The sequence below is a fragment of the Methylophaga thalassica MP genome, assembly GCF_000214595.1.
Classification (GTDB): domain Bacteria; phylum Pseudomonadota; class Gammaproteobacteria; order Nitrosococcales; family Methylophagaceae; genus Methylophaga; species Methylophaga thalassica.
Window position 1 is genome coordinate 742,579 of sequence record NZ_AFIG01000001.1, and the last position, 21,320, is coordinate 763,898.

Below are 21,320 nucleotides of genomic sequence, written 5' to 3' on the forward strand. Positions count from 1 at the left end.
CTCATGGAGACTCTGAAGAAAGTTCTCATTACTGGCGGTAATGGTTTTCTAGCTAAAACACTTTTCCAACAACTATCCGATAAATACACTCTCATTGTCTGTGACAGAGAAAGTTTAGATCTTAATGATGTAGAAAATGTAGAAAGGTACATACATAAACAAAAGTTTGATGTAGTAATTCATTCAGCTACCTATGATGCTGCTCCTAGAGATACAAAAAATAATCCAGAAAAAGTACTAGAATCTAATTTAAGAATGTTTTTTAATCTAGCCCGATGTAGACACCACTTTGGCAAAATGCTCTATTTCGGTTCAGGGGCAGAATTTGGAAGAGAGAATTGGTCAGAAAATATGGATGAGTCATGGTATGACCGCTGTGTTCCGACCGATCAATATGGCTATTCAAAATACCTGATGACCCATTATGCAATGCAGACCGATAACGTTTTTAATCTTCGGTTATTCGGTGTATTTGGCGAGTTCGATAATTGGCGTTATCGTTTTATCTCAAATATCTGTGCTCACGCCGTGTTAGGCTTACCTATACATGTGCATCAAAATAGTCTTATGGATTTTCTCTATGCAGATGATTTAGCCCAAATTGTCAGCTGGTTTATTGATAATCAGCCTGCACATCAGGTCTACAACGTCTGCCGTGGCAAAGCTTATGAGTTTATTGATTTAGCTGAGCGAGTACAGGCGATGGCTAATGTTAACGTTGATTTGGTCGTTAACCATTCAGATATCAATAAACGTTATAGCGGTAATAACGCTCGATTACTTCAAGAGTTACCTGACTTTCATTTCACATCTTTAGACGATTCCTTGAGGAATATGTTGATGTGGTATCAGAATAATAAAGACATTTTAGATGCAAATCAGCTCCACTTTTAGTGTGAACTGAATAAGCGAACAAACGAAGAGGATAAAGCTATGTTAAATCTAGCTGTAGAACAAAGTGATAGTGTGCTCTCAGCCGATGAACTGGCAAAGCGTGAGGGACTCAGGGCCAGAAAGCCTTATGTGGCTGAGAAGCTTGCCAATATTCATGCTATGGAAGAGCGTGGTGAAATCAGTCCAATTATTCGTTTGGAAAAAAGTTATTTATGTAACTTTCAATGTACTCATTGCTCAGCTGAATACTACATGGATCGTCACATGGAAAAAGTGCTGCATGTGAAAGATGAGCGTAAAAAAATTGATTTGGAAGATATTCGCAAACTATCAAAAGAAGCGGACGAGCTTGGTTTGGCTCGTTTTGTTATCACAGGTGGTGAGCCATTGGTTATGCGTGATCTGGATGAGGTTGTGGCTGCTATCGATCCGGAAAAGCACTACGTTATTCTTGATACCAATGGCTGGTTTCTCGATGATGAAAAAGCTAAACATCTGAAAGAGATTGGTGTTGAAAAGATACAGTTATCCCTTGATAGCTTTATCGAAGAAGACCATGATAATTTCCGTAATAAAAAAGGCTCATACAAACGTGTTATGCGTGCTATTGATGCAGCCCTAGATGCAGGTTTAAATCTGATTTTATCTACCGTACTTGTTAAAGGTCGGGCTAAAACCAAAGAATTTTTGGAAATGTGTCAGTACTGCACCGATAAAAACGTCGGATTGTATGTTTCCTATGCGAAACCAACGGGCTCTTGTACAGACCACCCTGAATTTGTTATTGAAAAAGAAGATGCAGACGTACTTCGTCAGTTAGAAAAAGACTATAAAGTCTTTACGCATATGACGCCTTCATATGGTTCTCATAAAGGTTGTATCACTGTGAAAGGTATTATAACGGTGACATCTACCGGTGAAGTCACCCCTTGCCCTTATATCGATTTTTCTATCGGCAACCTGTTTGAAACATCACTTAAAGAGGTGCTTGATCGTGGAATGCGTAATCCCTGGCTTGGTCCTCATCGCCCCGACTGTTTGATTGGTGAAGATCCTAAATTTATCAAAATTCATACTGAGAAAACAGCAGGCGCCACTCACCTTCCGCTACCATGGGGTGAAGGGTTTTCTGACAATGACTCTCTCACTGATTAATAAATATAAAGACTAACTGATGAGCCAAGAAGCAAAAATAAAATCACAGGAAAATGTAATGCCAGAGATAAGCCCGTTGTTTGATGAATTTGGCCGCTGCTTGCCAACCAGCCTCAATGAGCCAGCCCATCAGAAGACACGCCGTTACTTTCTGATTGATAAACCGGATATAAATTATTCAGCCAGTTATGAGCGTTTAAATAAGGCTTTCTCAATTAGTGGTGTTATATCTCAAGCACAGTATGAGTCCAGAGTGAGAGCAATATTGGCTGATATTGCTGACGATGAATTGATGAAACCCATTTTGAATGGCGTTATGGTGCCATTTATTCTGCCTAAAGCTATTTATGACGATATCGGAAAGGCAATGGAGTCGACTTTCTTACCCGCCGTTCAATCGGCGTTTAACTCTGTTTTTCCTGAGTATGACTTTAAAAATCATTCCCCTAAATCGTTAGATGGACAACTATCAGTGGCGTCGGGCTCTCGACATCAACAAGTACTGGAAAAGATGGCAGATGAAGTCGTAGTGGGTGTGTACTTCCCCTGTTTATTAGAGTACTCAGTGCCAGCTGCCATAGAAAGAACGGCGACGTTACCTGAACAGTTTTCATTGGCAGGTGGTTTTGATACCTCTGCCGCCTTTGTCAGCATGCCCGATTTGCTGCTTAGAAAAGAAGGTTATCCGCCATTATTGTGGTTATCTGGATTAGCCTCTACAGAAGAAAATGTGGCTTATCACTTTGAAGCTTACGGCTATGATCTGACTTTCAACCGTCGTGTTCATCTTGGCCAAGTAGCCGAATATTGGGCAAGTGGCTTAACTGTAATAAATTAAGTGGTATGAAATAATCGAATTAATTCTCTCAAAATCTAAGAGGTATTTTTGAATATTATTTTTGACTTAGATGGAACATTGATTAATTCATCATCTGGGATATTAAAAGCTATAGAACTAGCTTTTAAGTCCTGTGAAGTTGATATGCAGTTACCATTAAATAATGAATTAGTCGGTCCACCTCTGACTGAATTACTCGTTATGCTCTCAGGAGCCAGTGATGAAGTATTAATTTCTGAATTGGCTGCTGCTTTTAAGAGTAGTTATGACACTGAAGGTTATAAAGAGACCAGTATCTTTGATGGGGTAGAGGATATGTTGAAAAGCCTCAAGCAGCAGGGCTTTAATCTATTCATTGCCACAAACAAGCGTATGCTTCCAACACAAAAAATTTTGGAATTCTTTAATTGGTCTGATCTATTTGATGGAGTTTATGCCTTAGATGTATGTAAGGAAGCCTCTAATAAATCAGATTTAATTTCCTATGTGTTGAAACAACATGAGTTAGATGTACATCATTCCGTTTATATTGGCGATACTGTTCCGGATAAAACTGCTGCGCTGGCTAACGGGCTTAAGTTTGTTATGGTGTCTTGGGGATATGAATTTCAGATCGAGGATGGTGAGGAGTATGTTACTTCATCTTCTGAGCTTCTGAGATATTTGAACCGAATTAATTCTTTAAATTGATTCTAATTTTATTTCAACTTTACCTTGTGGGTAGGTGTAATGGCACTCAATTTGTTTGAGAATATCAATGTTCCTTATGTTATTTACACTGGAGATTATGAGCAGAAATATGCTGGTGTCAGAGCTCTCCATCATTTGTGTCATGCGCTGAATCAATTAGGTCAAGAAGCCTACGTCATTGGTTGCACAGTAACTAATAATAAATTACAAACGCCTATACTGAACCATCAGGATTTTATTCGAATGATGGAACGGGATATAAGCCCCATCGTTGTTTATCCCGAAGTTGTTCATGGTAACCCACTTGAATCAACATCAGTTGTTCGCTGGATTCTTAATACTCCGGGACATCTTGGGGGCGATAAATATTTTGCTCCCAGTGAACTTCTGTTTTGTTATTCACAAGACTTCGTGCCAGTAGAAATGTCTGCTCTGAATTTACGGGTTCCTGTTATAGACCAATCTATTTTCAATAACATAAATAATCCTAATGATGAGAAAAGAGAAGGGACATGCTTCTATGCCAATAAATATCTTCTGGCTGGTTACGAACTGACAGAGGATGTTAAAAACTCAGTAAGTCTTTGTCAGGATGTAAAGCTCACACGAACAGAAATAGCAGCTATTTTACGTAAGTCAGAGCTAATGTACTGTTATGAACCTACTGCATTAATAACTGAAGCAAAGTTATGTGGTTGTCCCGTTGTTATGATTAATACCCCATATCTAAGGCCTGAAATAGAAGTTGATATTAAAGGAGATGGTATTTCATTAGGTACAGCACCGAATGACATTCAAGAGGCAAAAAGAACGGTACACAAAGAATCTGAAATTTATGAGCGGGTTATAAAGGATAGCTGGTCGGATATTAGAAGATTTATTGATGTGACACAGCAACAGTTCATCAATAGCAAATCTAATTCTTCGGAACGTTTTTATGCACGGTTACAAAGTTTACTTGATGGCCAAGCTAAAAAAGAGACAAAAAATATTTCACTATACTCGCCAAGATTTCACCGAAATACCTGGCTGTCACTAAACACACTCAGTGAAACCTCTGTCACGGGTATGGCTGAGAGAATGGTTAGTTCCTGGATGCAGCAGCCTAGTTTTCATTTACTGCTCATTGTTAATCCTACTGAATTACAAGCACTCTCTAACACGATTGAGTCTCTTGAACAGCAGCTTTATCAGGCCTGGGGTTTGACCATCCTAAGTAATATTCCTGCTCCCGATGCTTTTTCCGATGTGCCTGAGAATATTGAGTGGGTTCAGATCACCGGTGCAAGTCTCAATGAAGATATTGAACATGCTGTTTCAGCCGCTCAGCTTGATTGGATTATGCAGTTAATTCCCGGTGATAAATTAGCGCCACATGCTTTATTGAGCTTTGCTGATACAATTAACTTAGAGACTAATGCACACTTTATTTACAGCGATGAAGTAGTCGATGAGTCTAAAGCTGATATCTGGTTCAAACCTGAGTTCAATCTTGATTATTTAAGGGCCTATTCATACTTAGGGCGTTCATTTATTGTTAGTAGGGAAGCCTTTGAACAGGTCGGTGGTTATTCAAACTTGGCTTATGTGCACACCACGGATATGGCATTTAAGGTGTATGAGCAGAATCAGCAATCAGCGTTTTCTCACATTCCCGATGTATTGCTCACATCAGTTCCATTAGACGTTAATAAAGAGCTATTGGCCGAAAATGAATGGTTGACTCGCCATGCACATCTAAACAGGCTTGGTGTTTCTGCAACGATATCGAACCCTAAAAATAAACCGCGATTCCAGACGGTCTACAGCACGAAAAACCAGCCGAAAGTTTCTATCATCATTGCTCATCATAATCACGTTTCCTTCCTTGCCCGTTGTTTGGAAGAGTTAGAGCTCAACACGACCTATATCAACTATGAAGTGGTTGTTGTAGATGTCATGAGTGATATCGAAGATCTTGAGGATGTTTATGCTGAGATGTCGGAAGCGTGGGGCGAGCGTTTTGTAGCAACACGTTTCGATCAGAAAAACTACTCAGCAGCCATTAATCATGGTGTGAATATAGCGAGTGGTGATTTTGTTGTTGTGATGTCATGTTTTGCTATGGCTGTGAATGGCAATTGGTTGAACGAAATGATGCCATTAATGACAAGAGAGGATGTGGGCATTGTTGGTGCTCGTGTTCTTGATCATGAAAACAAGATTATTCATGCAGGTGGCGTGTTCGGTATCACTGACGATGTGACAGGTCTATTTCAAGGTCTGGATATTACTGAACCGGGCTATATGGAACGAGCGCATTGTATTCAGCAATATTCCTCGGTGTCATCAGCTTGTTTCGGTATTGAAAAACAGGCATTTATTGAAGCTGGTGGCCTGTGTGAAAACGTATTTTCAGATACGCGTTACTCGGTAATGGATTTATGCCTCACAATTCAGCAGCAGGGTAAAAAAGTTATCTGGTCACCTTATGTCACTCTGTTTCAGGATAAAAAGTTGGCTGAACAGTCAAATGGGGTGGCTGATTACCATCCACTTAGAGAAGAGGTATTGGTCGAGAAGTGGTCTCATTTATTCACTCATGATCCTTTCTACAATGACAACCTGAGTTTACGTTCCCATTTTTTTGCACCTGAGGTAGATATTCAACGGCAGTGGGACCCACGATTTCATGACAAAACACGTGTAGTTGTATTTTCTATCAATGGTTCAGGATCGGGTATCTACCGAATGATTGCGCCAATGCAGGCTTTGGCAGAACGAGGTGATGTTGAATTAACATGGATGCCATTTCATGAGTTCAAAGAACAGCCCTTATTACCGACATTAAACGAGCTAATGCGGCTAGAGCCAGATGTGCTTTATGTGCAACAAATGTTGAGTGACGTGACCTACGAATTTCTAAAACAAGTCAAAGCGCACACGCAAATCAAAATTGTTTTTTCCTTAGACGACTTGGTCACCAACTTGCCAAAAATGAGTGATAGAAAAAAACTGGTTTTCCGGGATATGCGTTCAAGGCTCAGAAAAACACTTGCCTTATGTGATCACACCATTGTCTCGACTCAACCATTAGCGGATTTATGTCGTCAATATACGGACAATGTCACAGTTATTCCTAATCGGCTTGAGAAACAGCGCTGGTTAAACCTAGCGTCATCAGAGAAAAAGACTCATAAACAGCCCCGAGTAGGTTGGGCTGGCGCGCATCAACATGCTGGCGATTTGGCTTTAATGTCTAATGTGGTTCAATCATTGGCAGATAGAGTTGATTGGGTTTTTATGGGGATGTGCCCACTTGAACTTAGACCTTATGTGAAAGAGTTCCACCAATTCGTATCCTTTAATCAATACCCCCAGGCTTTAGCTGATCTTGATTTGGATCTGGCTCTAGCTCCTTTAGAGGAACACCCTTTTAATGAAGCGAAAAGTAATTTACGGCTGCTTGAGTATGGTGTTATGGGCTGGCCAGTCATTGCCAGTGATATCTATCCATATCAGCAAGATGGCGCGCCAGTGACATTGATTCCAAATGATGAGGCGGTATGGATAGAAACCATTCTTGCCGCTTTAGCTGAACCGGAGAAAATTGCCGCTCAAGGACGGCATCTTCAAAACTGGGTATGTCAAAAATTTATCCTTGAAGATCACTTGGATGAGTGGTTGAATGTATTTAAGTTAAGTAAAAACAATTAGTTAAAGGTTTTTGTGTTGTCTGATTAAAAAACTGGTACGCAAACTGCTTTACTCCCATCGAGTCTGATAACCCCTTGTGGTCACAGGCAAATAATATTTGAAATGGGAGAATTCAAATGCCATTAATCGTAAATACTAACCTTGCGTCGCTTAATGCGCAGCGGAACTTAACCAAATCGCAAGGTGATCTTAATACCGCTTTACAACGTCTTTCTTCTGGTCTTCGTGTCAATAGTGCCAAAGATGATGCCGCAGGCCTATATACAGCTGAACAAATGACTGCTGATATTCGCGGTGCGAATCAAGCAGCGAGAAATGCCGCTGACGGCATCTCATTTGCCCAGGTCGCGGAAGGAGCTCTAGCTGAGATTACTAATAACCTGCAGCGTATTCGTGAAATAGCGGTACAGTCTGCTAACGGTACGGTGACTGATAGAAATGGTTTGCAAGCAGAGGTGACGCAGTTAGAAAGTGAAAATGCTCGTATCATCTCTAGCACACAATTCAATGGAACTCTCGTTCTATCTGGTGTCTCATTGACATTTCAGGTTGGTGCTGATGCTGCCGATACAGTGACTGTAGCCGCTACTGCAGCAACTACTACGACTGCAGATGTCTCTACTTCAACCGGGGCTTCTACCGCACTTGGTACATTAGACACCGATATTGATAATCTTAGTCAATTACGCGCAACATTCGGGTCAATTCAAAACCGCTTTGAAGCCGTTATATCTAACTTACAAAGTCTAGCTGAAAATACAAGTGCTGCTCGCAGCCGAATAATGGATGCCGACTTTGCTGAAGAAACGGCGAAATTAACAAGAGCTCAAATTTTACAACAAGCGGGTACATCTATCCTTGCTCAGGCAAATACACTGCCACAGAACGCTTTATCGCTGCTTCAGGGTTAAGCTGAAAAAAGTAAAATGTGAACTGGGTCAGACTTTTGCAAAGTCTGACCTATTTTTTTGTAAATTGTCTTAAAGAAAATCTCACTCCCTGCCGCTAATGTTTTCGGAGGCGGTAAAAACTAGAAAATTCATAGTTTGTCCGCCATGTATAAAGCGAGCATAGCTCGACCCTATGAGGGAGTAAATCTCATGGCATTAGTAGTCAACACAAATATTGCATCATTAAATGCACAACGTAATTTAAGTAAATCTCAAAGCACTCTGAATACATCTTTGCAACGTTTGTCTTCAGGCTTACGTATCAACAGTGCGAAAGATGATGCCGCTGGTCTTTACACAGCCCAACAAATGACCGCGGATATTCGTGGTGCAAATCAAGCAGCAAGAAATGCGGCAGATGGTATTTCTTTAGCTCAGGTGGCAGAAGGTGCTTTAGCTGAAATCAGTAACAACTTACAACGTATTCGTGAAATCGCTGTGCAGTCTGCTAACGGTACTGTAACAGATCGTACCGGTTTATCTGCTGAGGTGACTCAGTTAGAAGCAGAAAATACTCGTATTGTTTCAAGTACAAAATTTAACGGTACAGCAGTTTTAAGTGGCTTAAGCATTTCAATTCAAGTCGGTCAAGATAGTGGTGATGTTGTATCTGTTACTGCGTCTGCATTGAGCAACACTACAGCGGATGTTTCGACTTCTACTGCAGCATCAACAGCACTCGGTACATTAGATAGTGACATCAATACCGTAAGTACATTGCGTGCAACATTCGGTTCGATTCAAAACAGGTTTGAAGCTGTAATTTCAAACTTACAAAGCTTCTCAGAAAATACTTCTGCTGCTCGCAGCCGTATTGTTGACGCCGACTTTGCTGCTGAAACTGCCGCTTTAACCAAAGCGCAAATCCTGCAGCAGGCTGGTGTGTCAATCGTATCGCAAGCTAACGTTATTCCTCAGTCAGCATTATCACTGTTGGGATAATAACAAAAAGATGAAACGCATGGGCCTGGTGGGTAAACTACTCTCCAGGCTTTATGCCGTTTACAAAGTATTTAGATTAGGAGGAAGACAATGGCTAATAATGATCTGTTAGTGCAATCTGCCCTTCAATCAGTGCAAAACAATGTTACTAGTCAGTCTAAACCGGTTACGCAATCTGTTCAGACTGAGACTGTTACTGAATCATCTGTTCAATCTCAAGCTTTCCAGAACCAAGCTGAGAAGCAGAATAGCCAGCAGCAACAACGTACAGACGATTTGCGTGATAAGGTGGCTCAACTCAACGATTATATGCAGAACATGAACCGAAACCTGCAGTTTAGTGTCGATGACAGTAGTGGGGATACGGTGATTAAAGTGATTGACTCAGAAACCGAAGAAGTGGTCAGACAGATCCCTTCAGAAGAGATTCTTGAGGCGAGACATGCTGCGGAAAAGTATCGCGGTATATTGTTAGAAACAAAGGCTTGATTGGCTCAAAACTTGCTGCAATTTTGTAATCAAGTTTAAGCGGAGAATTGACATGGCGACAGTATCATCATTAGGTGTTGGAACAGGGCTCGATCTTGAGAGTATTGTCAGTGGCTTAATGGATATTGAACGTCAACCGCTCGATAGGCTCAAAAGTAAGCAAAATATCATTAATGCACAAATCAGTGCTTATGGTTCTTTCAAGAGCAAACTTGATACCTTCCAGACAGCAATGGCATCACTGGGAAGCGCATCAAGCTTTAAGGTCTTTCAAGCTAACTCGCAAGATGAAGACTTATTTACTGCCACTGCAACCAGTTCAGCAGCCTCAGGTTCTTATAATATCGATGTGACCCAGATAGCGACACGAGATAAACTGGCTTCATCCGCATTTACTGATTACAACAGCACTGTGGGTGAAGGTACGCTAACGATTAGTGTCGGAGCTGAGAGCTTTGATGTTGCAATAGATTCCAGCAATAGTTCTCTTGCTGGTATTCGTACTGCTATTAATAATGCTTCTGATAACACTGGTGTGACTGCATCAATCATTACAGACGATAGTGGTGCCAGACTTGTGCTCACTTCTAATGAGACCGGTACAGAGAATGCTATCAGTGTTTCTGTGAGTGGTGACAGTGATGGTAATGATGCTGACACATCCGGATTATCATCTTTTGTTTATAGCGCTGGTGGCACACAAAACCTTTCGTCAATTTCAACTGCACAAGATGCGATCGTTAAGATTGACGGCTTCACCACCACCAGTAGTTCAAACTCCATCACAAATGCTATTGATGGTGTTACCTTGAACGTGAAAGATGTAGGTAGTTCGACCTTAGATATTACCCGTAATGATGAAGCCATCCTGAAGTCAGTTAATGAATTTGCGTCGGCTTACAATGCTTTGATGACAGAAATAAAGTCTCAGCGAAACGGTCAACTGGAAGCGGACAGCACTCTGTTAACCATTGAGAAGCAAGTTCGAGACGTATTTAACTCTGGCGCCAGTATTACAGGGTCGAGTTTTAGCTATTTAATTGAAGCCGGAATTTCGATTAATAAAGAAGGTGTGATGAGTGTAGATGAGTCAAAAGTGAAAGAGGTACTGAGCTCTGACTTTAACTCATTTGCTAATTTGTTCTCAGCTGAAGGCGAAGGGGTTGCTAATCGTTTAGAGTCTTTAGCTGACACATGGTTGCAAACAGATGGTCTGATTGACTCAAAAGAAGAAGGGCTCAATTCGCGTTTAAAAAGAATGGACTCGCAACAAGAGCAAATGGAATCACGTCTTGAAATGACGGAAACACGCTTACGAGCTCAATATGCAGCCATGGACACATTAGTGAGTAGTTTACAATCGCAAGGTAATTATTTGATTTCACAGCTATCCGCCTTGAATTCAAAATAAAGTAGTATGATCCCTAGGTATTAAGGATTGGAGTATGCAGGTAATGGTGAATAAAAAAGCGATGGAAGGGTATGGTCGTGGTGCCATAGAGTCTGAAGTAAATTACGCTTCACCCTATCGAATTATTCAGATGCTGATGGAAGGAGCACTAGCTCGCGTCGCGACTGCAAAAGGCTGTATTGCCCGCAATGAAATTGCTGAAAAAGGACATCAGATTTCATGGTGTATTCGGATTGTTGAAGGATTGAAAACCAGCTTGGATGCTGAAAAGGGTGGGGAGATTGCTGTCAATTTAGACTCTTTGTACGACTATATTACAAGGCGTTTACTTGAAGCCAATGTGAGTAATGACGTAGCTATTTTGGATGAAGTCACCAAGTTACTTGAAGAGATCAAAGCAGGCTGGGATGGTATCCCACCTGAATTTCATTAGTCATGGCTGAGATAACACAAGTCAAACAGCTCTTAACATTGACTGAGGCGATGAGCTCAGCAGTAGAAGCTGAAAAATGGTCTGAGTTGTCTACACTGACCCAGCAACGTGCAGAATTATTAGAGCAAATCTTTCCTTTTGATAATTCAGATGAACAGCCAGAAGCAGAGGCTTTGATCGAAAAAATCATCTTATTAAATCAAAATATTGAAAAACGTTGTCGTGATGCAAGGCAATCAATTCAAGCAGAATTAGGTCAGTTTAATAAAAATAAAAAAGTGGCGGCAGCCTATCAATCAAGTTAGCAACAGAATTCGTATTTATTTTATACCGTCATAATTTTGACAATACCTGCTAGAAAATGCTTAACTCCAATTACCTATGGCTTATGGCCTGTTCAGAATCAAGCGATATGATGGAGTGCGTATGAGTGCAAATAATGTATTGGTCGTAGAAAGTGATAATGACCGATGCGAGATGTTGAGCACACTCATTGAGTTTATAAACTGCCAACCGATAGTAATACGTGAACCTGATCTTTGGTTTGAGCATGTGGATGCTTTAGATGATGTGGTTATGGCTATCGTCGGAGACTGTGGTGGTCACAATCAAACCAAACAGTTGCTTAGGGAACTTGTCAATCATGAAGCGCGTGTGCCCGTATTCACTCTCGAGTCTATTGCAGGCGAATCAATAAGCTTTCCTGGCACCATTGGCGCGATTCGTTATCCGCTAAAATATCCACAGTTGAGTAATGCCCTGCAACAGGCCACCATTTATCGTGGTATGACAACGGAAGTCTCTGCCGATACTAATTTATTCAGATCACTTGTTGGCAATAGTCGTTTAATAAAAAATGTTCAGCGGATGATTGACCAAGTATCTGATTCTGAAGCGAATGTACTCATTCTGGGCGAATCTGGTACAGGAAAAGAAGTCGTTGCCCGTAACCTACATCACTTTTCATCTAGAAGAGATAAACCATTTGTGCCAGTAAATTGTGGTGCGATTCCTGGAGAATTATTAGAGAGTGAGTTATTCGGTCATGAGAAAGGCGCCTTTACCGGGGCAATAACATCAAGAAAAGGGCGCTTTGAAATGGCTGAGGGCGGCACCTTATTTCTGGATGAAATAGGTGATATGCCATTACCTATGCAGGTAAAGCTGCTTCGTGTGTTACAAGAGCGAACCTATGAAAAAGTGGGAAGCAATAAAACACAAACAGCCAACGTGCGTGTGATCGCTGCAACACATCGTAATCTTGAAGAGCATATTGCTGATGGGCGTTTCCGTGAAGATTTATTTTATCGTCTCAATGTTTTCCCGATTGAAATGCCGGCATTACGCGATAGGCCCGAGGATATACCTTTACTTATCAATGAATTGATTAAACGTATTGAGCATGAGAACAGAGGTACAATCCATCTTACTCCTGCTGCCATTACCTCCTTGTGTCGCTATCCCTGGCCTGGCAATGTACGTGAATTAGCCAATGTCGTTGAACGTTTAGTTATTCTCTATCCTTATGGGACGGTGGATTTTGATGATCTACCTGATAAATACCGGTTGGAAGGGGATGACCTCCCAGAAGAAATCACAGCGATCATCACCGCTAGTCCGAAACAAGATATACCAAGAAATATGCCTGAGGTCAGTATTGAGGATAAACAGCCGTCTAAGCTATCTTCTCAAACAGATAGCCTGCATAGCCTCTCAGATGACATGGTGCTGCCAGAGGATGGGATTGACCTGAAAGAGCACCTGGCAAACCTCGAGTATTTATTGATTAAACAAGCGATAGATGATGCTGAAGGTGTGGTTGCCCACGCGGCTAATAAATTAAAAATGCGAAGAACTACCTTGGTAGAAAAAATGCGTAAATACGGTATCCAGAGAGATACGGAATAGTGTTATTGCTGAATGTCGGACTTTTGACGTTTATTTGTTTAACTTATTGATAATTAATTAGATTTAATTTGGGCATGGTAATTGCTCAAGCTCTAATACGATGCAATAGTGCATGTAGGAGCAAGAAACATGAATCTGAAATTATCGGTGGGTGATGATTTACAAAAATCGCATTACCAAAAACAACCCTTTTCAAGAGACATTGATCTCAGCACTATTTCTAATGTCAGCCATATATCGGCTGAACAGACTAAAAAAGTCTCATCTCAGGCTGACCAATTAGCAAATCGCCATAGTCGTTTACTCGCGGTTCTTCCTGCTGGTGTCGTTGTATTGGATGGCTCTGGCTTTATTCAGGAAGCGAACGAAGCGGCTGTATCCTTACTAGGCGAACCGCTCTCAGGTGAACGCTGGGTCAATGTGATTGAACGCACTTTTGATCCCAAGCCCAGCGATGGTCACGATGTTTCACTGAAAGATGGCCGTTTAGTTCATATCTCAACCAACCCGCTGGGTCATGAACCGGGACAAATCATTTTATTGCAGGATGTGACTGATACTCGAACTTTACAAAGCAAAGTGTCACATTTACAGCGACTATCCACCATTGGCGAAGTCACTGCAAGACTTGCTCATCAAATCAGAACGCCATTATCTTCTGCGATGCTTTATCTGTCTCCATTACTCAAAGAAGGGGCTGACGAACAAGTAAAACAGCGGTTTGCATCACGGGTGAAAGAGAGCCTCTCTCATATGGAGCAATTGATTCGTGATCTCTTATCTTTTTCACGTGGAAATATGGCTGCCCCCTCACCAGTAGCTCTGCAAGAGTTATTGAGCCAACTTGAGCAGCAGTTCTCCGCTCAAAATGATGTGGAAAGCAGTGATGTCAGACTGACCATTTCGAATCATGTTAATGATGGCTATATCTATGGCAGCCAATCTGCATTAATTAGTGCAATTACTAATCTTCTTAACAATGCACGTCAGGCATGTGAGCCGCATGGACATATTGAAGTAAAAGCAGATTACGCCATCAACGAAGACGATGAGCAATGTATCAGCATTAGCGTTAATGATAATGGTGAGGGCATGTCTGCTTCAGTGCTGAACCAGGTACTGACTCCCTTTTATACCACTCGTTCGAATGGCACAGGCCTCGGTTTGGCTGTCGTTCAGTCAATAGTGAAGGCCCATAGAGGTCACTTAACAATTGAAAGCGAGCCTAAAAAAGGCAGTTCGGTGACCATGTTTTTCCCTCTTTATACATCATCAAGTTCATCATCAGATGAAGTCACGCAGGAGGTTGCGTTATGAATCCATCTAATATTTTAGTGGTTGAGGACGATGCGAATCTTCGTAGAGCATTATGTGACACACTTGAGTTAGCAGGATACCGTGTGACCGGAATGGAGCATGGGCAATCAGCATTAGATAAAATCGCCAGTGAACCTGTCGGTTTATTGTTAAGCGACTTGCAAATGTCACCTATGGATGGGCATACCTTATTAAAGCGGGCAAAAGCCATGATGCCGGATTTACCCGTGGTCATGATGACAGCTTATGGCACCGTACAAAGTGCAGTAGATGCTATGCATCAAGGCGCTTCTGACTATCTATTAAAGCCATTCGAAGCAGATGAGTTATTGCAGCGGGTGCAACGCTATATTAGTGATCTTGGAACAGAAGAAGATGATATGGTGGCTCACGCTCAGGCATCTAAAGAGCTGCAAGCTATCGCCAAACGGGTGGCGGACAGTGATGCTACGGTCTTAATTAACGGGGAAAGTGGCACAGGTAAAGAAGTACTAGCCCGTTATCTTCATATACATTCAGCAAGAGCTTCTGCCCCCTTTGTTGCCATCAACTGCGCCGCTATCCCTGAAAATATGCTGGAAGCCACCTTGTTTGGTTATGAAAAAGGGGCCTTTACCGGTGCCAGTCAAGCCTATGCTGGTAAATTTGAGCAAGCAAACCATGGCACGATTTTGTTAGATGAAATTTCAGAAATGGATTTATCTCTGCAAGCGAAGTTATTGCGTGTATTACAGGAACGTGAAGTTGAACGGATTGGTGGTAGAAAAGTTATCCCACTTGATGTCCGGGTACTCGCCACTACCAACAGAACATTACGCGATGAGGTAAAAGCGGGTCGTTTTCGAGAAGACTTATTTTATCGTCTTAATGTGTTCCCACTTGAAATTTCACCACTTAGAAAACGTATAGATGACATTTTGCCACTATCTAATCGATTACTGGCTCGCCATGCCAGTCACAGTCGACGCGTAGCGCCCTTGTTGGACGAGGCAGCACAATCCCGATTGTTGTCTCACTCATGGCCAGGCAATGTCCGTGAATTGGATAATGTGCTTCAGCGTGCCTTAATACTGCAATCAGGCCAGTCAATTACGGCGAAAGATATTATCTTCGAGGCAGTCTCTGGTCAGGAGTTGGATCATACTACGGTGGAATCAGACGTTTTGCCTGTTCAGGGAGATAATAAGCCCGTGCTAGAAGGTTATGATCTTCGTTCACAGGAGCAGCGTCATATTCTCGACATGCTGGAAAAATATCAAGGTAGCCGAAGACTTACAGCTAAAGAGCTGGGAATCAGTGAACGGACTTTACGCTATAAGATTGCCAAATTCCGTGAGCAGGGGGTGGAAATCCCGGAAAAACTTGGCAAGAAGTCTGCATAGAGCAACTAACAGCGTCATTTTTTAAGCGGAGTTCAGAGAATCATGATCAAAGCTATCGATCCGAATCAATTACTTACCCAAATGCGAGCTTTGCAAGCCCAGGCATCACCTGCAACTCAACCACTTTCTGCCGATAATGCTGAAAGCAATGGTCGGGTTGATTTTGGCAATGTGATGAAACAAGCGATAGGTGAAGTCAATAATTTACAAAAAACATCAGGCGACTTAAAAACGTCGTTTGAACTTGGCGATCCGAATGTCAACCTGGCTGACGTCATGATTGCATCAGAAAAAGCCAGTGTGGCTTTTGAAGCTACCTTACAAGTCAGAAACAAGCTGATTGAGGCTTATCAAGAAGTTATGCGTATGTCGATTTAGTCGGCGAACATTTCTGAGTAGAGACAATATATGGAAAACGCACCTGCTACTACCGGCCCTCAAGCTAATATGCCGGCAGCCCGACCAACGACGGCTTTGGGCGCCATGCAAGCTAATATTTCACGACAACCTGTAGTTAAGCAGGTTCTATTTTTATTAGCTATTGCTGCCAGTATTGCTGTCGGTGGTTATGTGCTGATGTGGTCACAAACGCCGTCTTATCAAGTGCTGTTTGGCAATATGGCGCCGGCGGAGTCTTCTGAAGTTGTCGATGTTTTGCAGCAAATGAATGTGGATTACAAATTAGATCCAACCACCGGGGCGGTGTTAGTACCGGCGGCTGACCTGCAGACGTTGCGTATGAAGTTGGCTGCAGAAGGGTTGCCCAGAAGTGCGGCATTAGGCATGGAAATGCTTAATCAGGATCAGGGTTTTGGTACCAGCCAGTTTATTGAGCGGGCTCGTTATCAACGTGCCATGGAAGAAGAGTTATCCCGCTCTATCGCTGAACTGAATAATGTCAGAAGTGCGCGTGTGCATTTAGCGATTCCCAAACAGTCTGTTTTTGTGCGTGATCGTAAAGATCCCACCGCCTCCGTTGTAGTACATCTATATGCAGGCAGAACACTGGATCAATCTCAGGTCGCTGCCATCACACATATGGTCGCATCCAGTGTGCCAGATATGAAAAATGCCGATGTGACGATTGTTGACCAGCGCGGTAATTTGTTAACGCAACCAGAACGGGCTGCCGGTGTTGCGATGAGTGATACTCAGCTTGAATATACCCGTAAAGTTGAGCAGATCTATATTGACCGTATCGAGAATATTCTGTCTCCCATTGTCGGGATGAGCGGTGTTCGTGCTCAAGTCGTTGCAGATATTGACTTTACAATGTCTGAACAAACGCATGAAAGTTATAATCCAGATATGACAGCCGTCAGAAGTGAACAGCTTCAGGAAGAAGAACGTGTTGGCAATGGTGGCCCGTTTGGTGTGCCAGGAGCGCTCAGTAATCAACCACCTGGTGGTGGTGTTGCACCGGAACAAACGGCCCCAGATAATGCGGCAAATGGTGAAGAGGCAACAACGACAACCACAACACCTGGTTCAAGCAGAAAAAGTACAACACGTAATTTTGAACTAGACAGAACGATCAGCCATACCCGCATGGCGCCGGGCAATGTTAGAAAGTTAAGCGTGGCTGTACTCGTTGATGAAAAACGCAGCGTTGATGCGGAAGGCAATGTGACCTCTCAGCCGCTGTCAGAGTCAGAAATGACACGCATTAACGCGCTGGTGATGGATGCCATTGGGTTTAGTAAAGCACGTGGCGACAGTTTAAATGTAGTGAATGCCCCATTCATGGCTCCTGAAGCGGTTGAAGCCTTGCCAGAAAAACCTATCTGGGAAGAACCTTGGGTTTGGAATTTAGCAAAACAAGTCGGTGGTGCACTGGTGGTTCTGTTCCTTATCTTTGGTGTGATCCGTCCTGCATTCAGAGATATGACCAAAGTGCCTGTCTCTGAAAATGATGACGAAAACTTATCGCCGGAAGAAGTTTTAGCCAGAAGTAGCAAGAGTGGTGAAGAGATTGCTAAACTGACCACTGGTTCGGAGAAGATGGAAGAACAACTATCTAATGTCCGAAGTTTAGTGCAACAAGACCCTGCGCTCGTAGCGCAAGTAGTCAAAAACTGGACGGCGGGTGATGCCTAATGGCAGAAGAAGTCAGAAAACTAACAGGCACGGAAAAAGCAGCTGTTTTTCTTCGCTCTATAGGTGAAGAGGAAGCGGCAGCAATACTCAAGCATATGGGGCCGAAAGAGGTACAGAAAGTCGGTCAGGCCATGGCGACGTTACAAAACGTGACGCGCGAAGAAGTCCAATCAGTCTTAAACAGTTTTGTGACCACTGTCGAACAAGAAACTGGCCTTGGTATTGGTTCTCATGATTATGTTCGTAAAATGCTGGTGGGTGCATTAGGTGAAGACCGTGCTGGCAGTTTATTAGATCGTATTTTATCTGGCAGTAACACCAATGGTCTGGAACAGCTCAAATGGATGGATGCCAGAGGGATTTATGAAATCATTCGTCTTGAGCATCCGCAGATCATTGCCATTGTATGTTCTTTTCTGGATGCGGATCAGGCAGCGGGTGTCTTGTCTTTATTTCCTGCAAGGGATCAGGCGAATGTGATATTGCGTATTGCCACGCTTGATGGTGTTCAGCCTTCTGCGTTGACAGAGCTCAATGAGATTCTGGAAAAACAATTCAGTGGTGCAGCAGGCGCACAATCAACGATGGTGGGAGGTCTGAAAACAGCGGCAGATATCCTTAACTTTGTTGATGGTACTTCTGAAGCGGCCATCATGGAAAAAATCAAAGAGAGCGAGCCCGATCTTGGACAAAACATCGAAGATCTTATGTTTGTCTTTGAAAATCTTATCGATGTCGATGATCGTGGCATGCAAACATTGATGCGTGAAATTCAGACTGATCAATTGCAGCTGGCACTAAAAGGTGCTGATGACGCATTGAAAGAGAAATTCCTACGCAATATGTCACAACGTGCAGGTGAAATGATGCGTGATGATTTAGAAGCGATGGGGCCTGTTCGTTTAAGCGATGTAGAAGCAGCGCAAAAAGCCATTCTTGCTACAGCACGAAGCTTGTCTGATAAAGGCGAAATTATGCTAGGCGGAGGTGCAGGTGATGACTTCGTCTGATGACACGCTTGTTACCAAACAAGCTGATGTCTTATCTGCGGATGAAATTGCTGATGCTATAAAACGCTGGGAAGCGCCAAGAATGGTGGCGGTCACGGATGTGGATGATAAGGATGCTCCGCAAGTGCTTGATGTGAAAGCCATTGAGGCATTACAACAACAAGCACAGGAAGAAGGCTACAAAGTTGGCTATGAAGAAGGCCACCAGGCTGGTTTTGCCGATGGTCAGCAAGCAGGACTGAAAGATATTCAGTTGCAAGTCGAAAAGCTTCAGCAGATGCTTAATACCTTACAACAGCCACTGACAGAATTGGATGAGATTCTGGAAAAAGATTTAGTTAACCTGGCTATTACCATGACGCGGCAGCTAGTTCGTCGGGAGTTAAAGCATCAACCAGAACACGTTATTGGCGCAATGCGAGCGGCGCTTGAAGCCTTACCGATCAGTGATCGTCAACTCAAAATTTATGTTCATCCTGACGATCTGCATATCATCCAGAAAGGGTTATCTTTAGAACACGATTCAGACAAATACCAATGGATAGAAGATCCTTTACTCACTCGCGGTGGTCTGCGCTTAGAAACCCCTGATACCAGCGTCGACGCCACGGTTGAGTCCAGGCTGAACAGCATCATCAATAAAGTGCTTGGTGATGAAAGAGATGCTGACAATGAGTAATATTGAGCGTCAGTCCCGATTACAAAATAAGTTGATGCAATATCAACAACGATTGGATTCGGATGATGAGCAGAGTGTTTTAATTGAAGGACGTTTGACCAGGATGGTTGGATTAACGCTCGAAGCCGTTGGCTTTCAGGTGCCCATTGGCAGCCGCTGTGAGATTATTGGCAAAGGACAAAAGCCCATCGAAGCAGAAGTGGTCGGATTTTCAGGTGAAACGACCTTTTTGATGCCCACAGGCGATATGCGTGGATTAGTGCCTAACGCTAAAGTCAGACCTGTACGAAGTGATTCACAAGTACCTGTAGGTGAAGCCATGCTGGGCCGGGTAGTGGATGGTGCAGGTAAACCACTCGATGGTAAAGGTCCTTTAAGAGTTCATGACAAGGTGCCTTTACACGGTGAACCGGTTAATCCGTTGGCGCGATCGCCTATTCGTCAACACCTCGATGTTGGGGTACAGAGTATTAATGCCTTGCTTAGTATTGGCCGAGGTCAACGTATGGGGCTGTTTGCAGGGAGTGGTGTTGGTAAAAGTGTGTTGTTAGGTATGATGACACGATTTACTGAGGCCGATGTTATCGTAGTTGGCTTGATTGGTGAACGTGGCCGAGAAGTAAAAGAGTTTATTGAAGATATTCTCGGTGAACAAGGCATGGCAAGATCCGTTGTTGTCGCTTCACCCGCTGACCATTCCCCCTTAATGCGACTGCATGGTGCCATGCTGGCAACCAGCATTGCTGAATACTTCCGGGATCAAGGTAAACAGGTTTTATTATTAATGGATTCCTTGACTCGTTTTGCTCAGGCGCAGCGTGAAATTGCCTTGGCGATTGGTGAGCCACCCGCAACGAAAGGCTATCCACCATCAGTATTCTCATTATTACCACAATTGGTTGAACGCGCTGGCAATGGAGCTGTTGACGGTGGAGCTATTACGGCTATCTATACGGTATTAACGGAAGGTGACGATCAGCAGGATCCTGTGGCAGACGCGGCTCGGGCCATATTAGATGGGCATATTGTTTTATCTAGGCAGCTAGCCGAGTCTGGGCACTACCCAGCGATTGACGTAGAAGCATCAATAAGTCGTGTCATGCCTCATATTGTAAGTGAAGAACACTTAAAACAAGCACAGCAATTCAAGCAGATTTACTCAACTTATAGACAAAACCAAGATCTTATTAGTGTAGGCGCCTATAGTAAGGGTAGTGATCCTGCCATTGATGAATCCATTGCCATGTTTCCAGCGTTAAGGCAATTGTTGAGACAAGGCATGAATGAAGCGGTTAACTGGCAACAAAGTGATCAGCGATTGAAGCAAGTACTTGAGTTAAGAAATCAATTACAAAACCAACAGCAGAATGTGGCACAGACACCGATGCTAATGGATGGTAATACTCGCCGTTTTTAATATTATTGCTCA

At 42.8% G+C, this 21,320-nt stretch carries 19 protein-coding genes; all 19 read left to right on the forward strand.

Going from position 1 to position 21,320, the window contains the following annotated elements:
• Positions 1-3: 3 nt before the first annotated feature.
• The 19 genes from MAMP_RS03495 to fliI all read left to right on the forward strand — a co-directional run bounded on the left by MAMP_RS03495 (position 4) and on the right by fliI (position 21,308).
• Positions 4-894 (forward strand): NAD-dependent epimerase/dehydratase family protein, encoded by an 891-nt coding sequence (locus tag MAMP_RS03495; RefSeq protein ID WP_007144608.1) that lies wholly within the window; start codon positions 4-6, stop codon positions 892-894.
• Between the two features lie 39 nt (positions 895-933).
• Positions 934-2,049, forward strand: coding sequence for a radical SAM/SPASM domain-containing protein (locus MAMP_RS03500; RefSeq protein WP_007144609.1), 1,116 nt, complete (start codon positions 934-936; stop codon positions 2,047-2,049).
• Between the two features lie 58 nt (positions 2,050-2,107).
• Complete coding sequence (locus MAMP_RS03505; RefSeq protein WP_040576365.1) at positions 2,108-2,887, forward strand: hypothetical protein; 780 nt, start codon at positions 2,108-2,110, stop codon at positions 2,885-2,887.
• Positions 2,888-2,935: 48 nt separating this feature from the next.
• The gene (locus MAMP_RS03510) at positions 2,936-3,577 is read left to right on the forward strand and encodes an HAD family hydrolase (protein WP_007144611.1); all 642 of its coding nucleotides are present in this window, start codon (positions 2,936-2,938) and stop codon (positions 3,575-3,577) included.
• A gap of 39 nt (positions 3,578-3,616) precedes the next feature.
• Positions 3,617-7,273, forward strand: a complete 3,657-nt coding sequence (locus MAMP_RS03515) for a glycosyltransferase (protein ID WP_007144612.1) — start codon at positions 3,617-3,619, stop codon at positions 7,271-7,273.
• A gap of 116 nt (positions 7,274-7,389) precedes the next feature.
• Positions 7,390-8,184, forward strand: coding sequence for a flagellin N-terminal helical domain-containing protein (locus tag MAMP_RS03520; protein ID WP_007144613.1), 795 nt, complete (start codon positions 7,390-7,392; stop codon positions 8,182-8,184).
• 189 nt (positions 8,185-8,373) lie between these two features.
• Positions 8,374-9,165, forward strand: coding sequence for a flagellin N-terminal helical domain-containing protein (locus tag MAMP_RS03525; RefSeq protein WP_007144614.1), 792 nt, complete (start codon positions 8,374-8,376; stop codon positions 9,163-9,165).
• A 90-nt stretch (positions 9,166-9,255) separates the two neighbouring features.
• Positions 9,256-9,654 (forward strand): flagellar protein FlaG, encoded by a 399-nt coding sequence (locus MAMP_RS03530; RefSeq protein WP_007144615.1) that lies wholly within the window; start codon positions 9,256-9,258, stop codon positions 9,652-9,654.
• A gap of 52 nt (positions 9,655-9,706) precedes the next feature.
• On the forward strand, positions 9,707-11,065 hold the full coding sequence (gene fliD / locus MAMP_RS03535; protein WP_007144616.1) for a flagellar filament capping protein FliD: 1,359 nt from the start codon (positions 9,707-9,709) through the stop codon (positions 11,063-11,065).
• 34 nt (positions 11,066-11,099) lie between these two features.
• Positions 11,100-11,498 (forward strand): flagellar export chaperone FliS, encoded by a 399-nt coding sequence (gene fliS / locus MAMP_RS03540; protein ID WP_007144617.1) that lies wholly within the window; start codon positions 11,100-11,102, stop codon positions 11,496-11,498.
• A 2-nt stretch (positions 11,499-11,500) separates the two neighbouring features.
• The gene (locus tag MAMP_RS03545) at positions 11,501-11,803 is read left to right on the forward strand and encodes a flagellar protein FliT (RefSeq protein WP_007144618.1); all 303 of its coding nucleotides are present in this window, start codon (positions 11,501-11,503) and stop codon (positions 11,801-11,803) included.
• Between the two features lie 121 nt (positions 11,804-11,924).
• Positions 11,925-13,406 carry a sigma-54 dependent transcriptional regulator gene (locus MAMP_RS03550; protein WP_007144619.1) on the forward strand — a complete coding sequence of 494 codons (1,482 nt, stop codon included), beginning with the start codon at positions 11,925-11,927 and terminating at the stop codon, positions 13,404-13,406.
• A gap of 129 nt (positions 13,407-13,535) precedes the next feature.
• Positions 13,536-14,723: a sensor histidine kinase gene (locus tag MAMP_RS03555; RefSeq protein WP_007144620.1), complete on the forward strand. Its 1,188-nt coding sequence runs from the start codon at positions 13,536-13,538 to the stop codon at positions 14,721-14,723.
• Positions 14,720-16,105 carry a sigma-54-dependent transcriptional regulator gene (locus MAMP_RS03560; protein WP_007144621.1) on the forward strand — a complete coding sequence of 462 codons (1,386 nt, stop codon included), beginning with the start codon at positions 14,720-14,722 and terminating at the stop codon, positions 16,103-16,105. The genes MAMP_RS03555 and MAMP_RS03560 overlap by 4 nt, the downstream gene beginning before the upstream one ends.
• 42 nt (positions 16,106-16,147) lie before the next feature.
• Positions 16,148-16,483 (forward strand): flagellar hook-basal body complex protein FliE, encoded by a 336-nt coding sequence (fliE, locus tag MAMP_RS03565; protein WP_007144622.1) that lies wholly within the window; start codon positions 16,148-16,150, stop codon positions 16,481-16,483.
• 30 nt (positions 16,484-16,513) lie between these two features.
• Positions 16,514-18,202: a flagellar basal-body MS-ring/collar protein FliF gene (gene fliF / locus MAMP_RS03570; RefSeq protein WP_007144623.1), complete on the forward strand. Its 1,689-nt coding sequence runs from the start codon at positions 16,514-16,516 to the stop codon at positions 18,200-18,202.
• Entirely contained in the window at positions 18,202-19,212 is a 1,011-nt protein-coding gene (gene fliG, locus MAMP_RS03575; RefSeq protein WP_007144624.1) for a flagellar motor switch protein FliG, read from the forward strand. The genes fliF and fliG overlap by 1 nt, the downstream gene beginning before the upstream one ends.
• Positions 19,199-19,891: a flagellar assembly protein FliH gene (locus MAMP_RS03580; RefSeq protein WP_007144625.1), complete on the forward strand. Its 693-nt coding sequence runs from the start codon at positions 19,199-19,201 to the stop codon at positions 19,889-19,891. Before fliG ends, MAMP_RS03580 begins: the two co-directional genes overlap by 14 nt.
• Positions 19,884-21,308: a flagellar protein export ATPase FliI gene (gene fliI / locus MAMP_RS03585; protein ID WP_007144626.1), complete on the forward strand. Its 1,425-nt coding sequence runs from the start codon at positions 19,884-19,886 to the stop codon at positions 21,306-21,308. Before MAMP_RS03580 ends, fliI begins: the two co-directional genes overlap by 8 nt.
• Positions 21,309-21,320 lie beyond the last annotated feature (12 nt).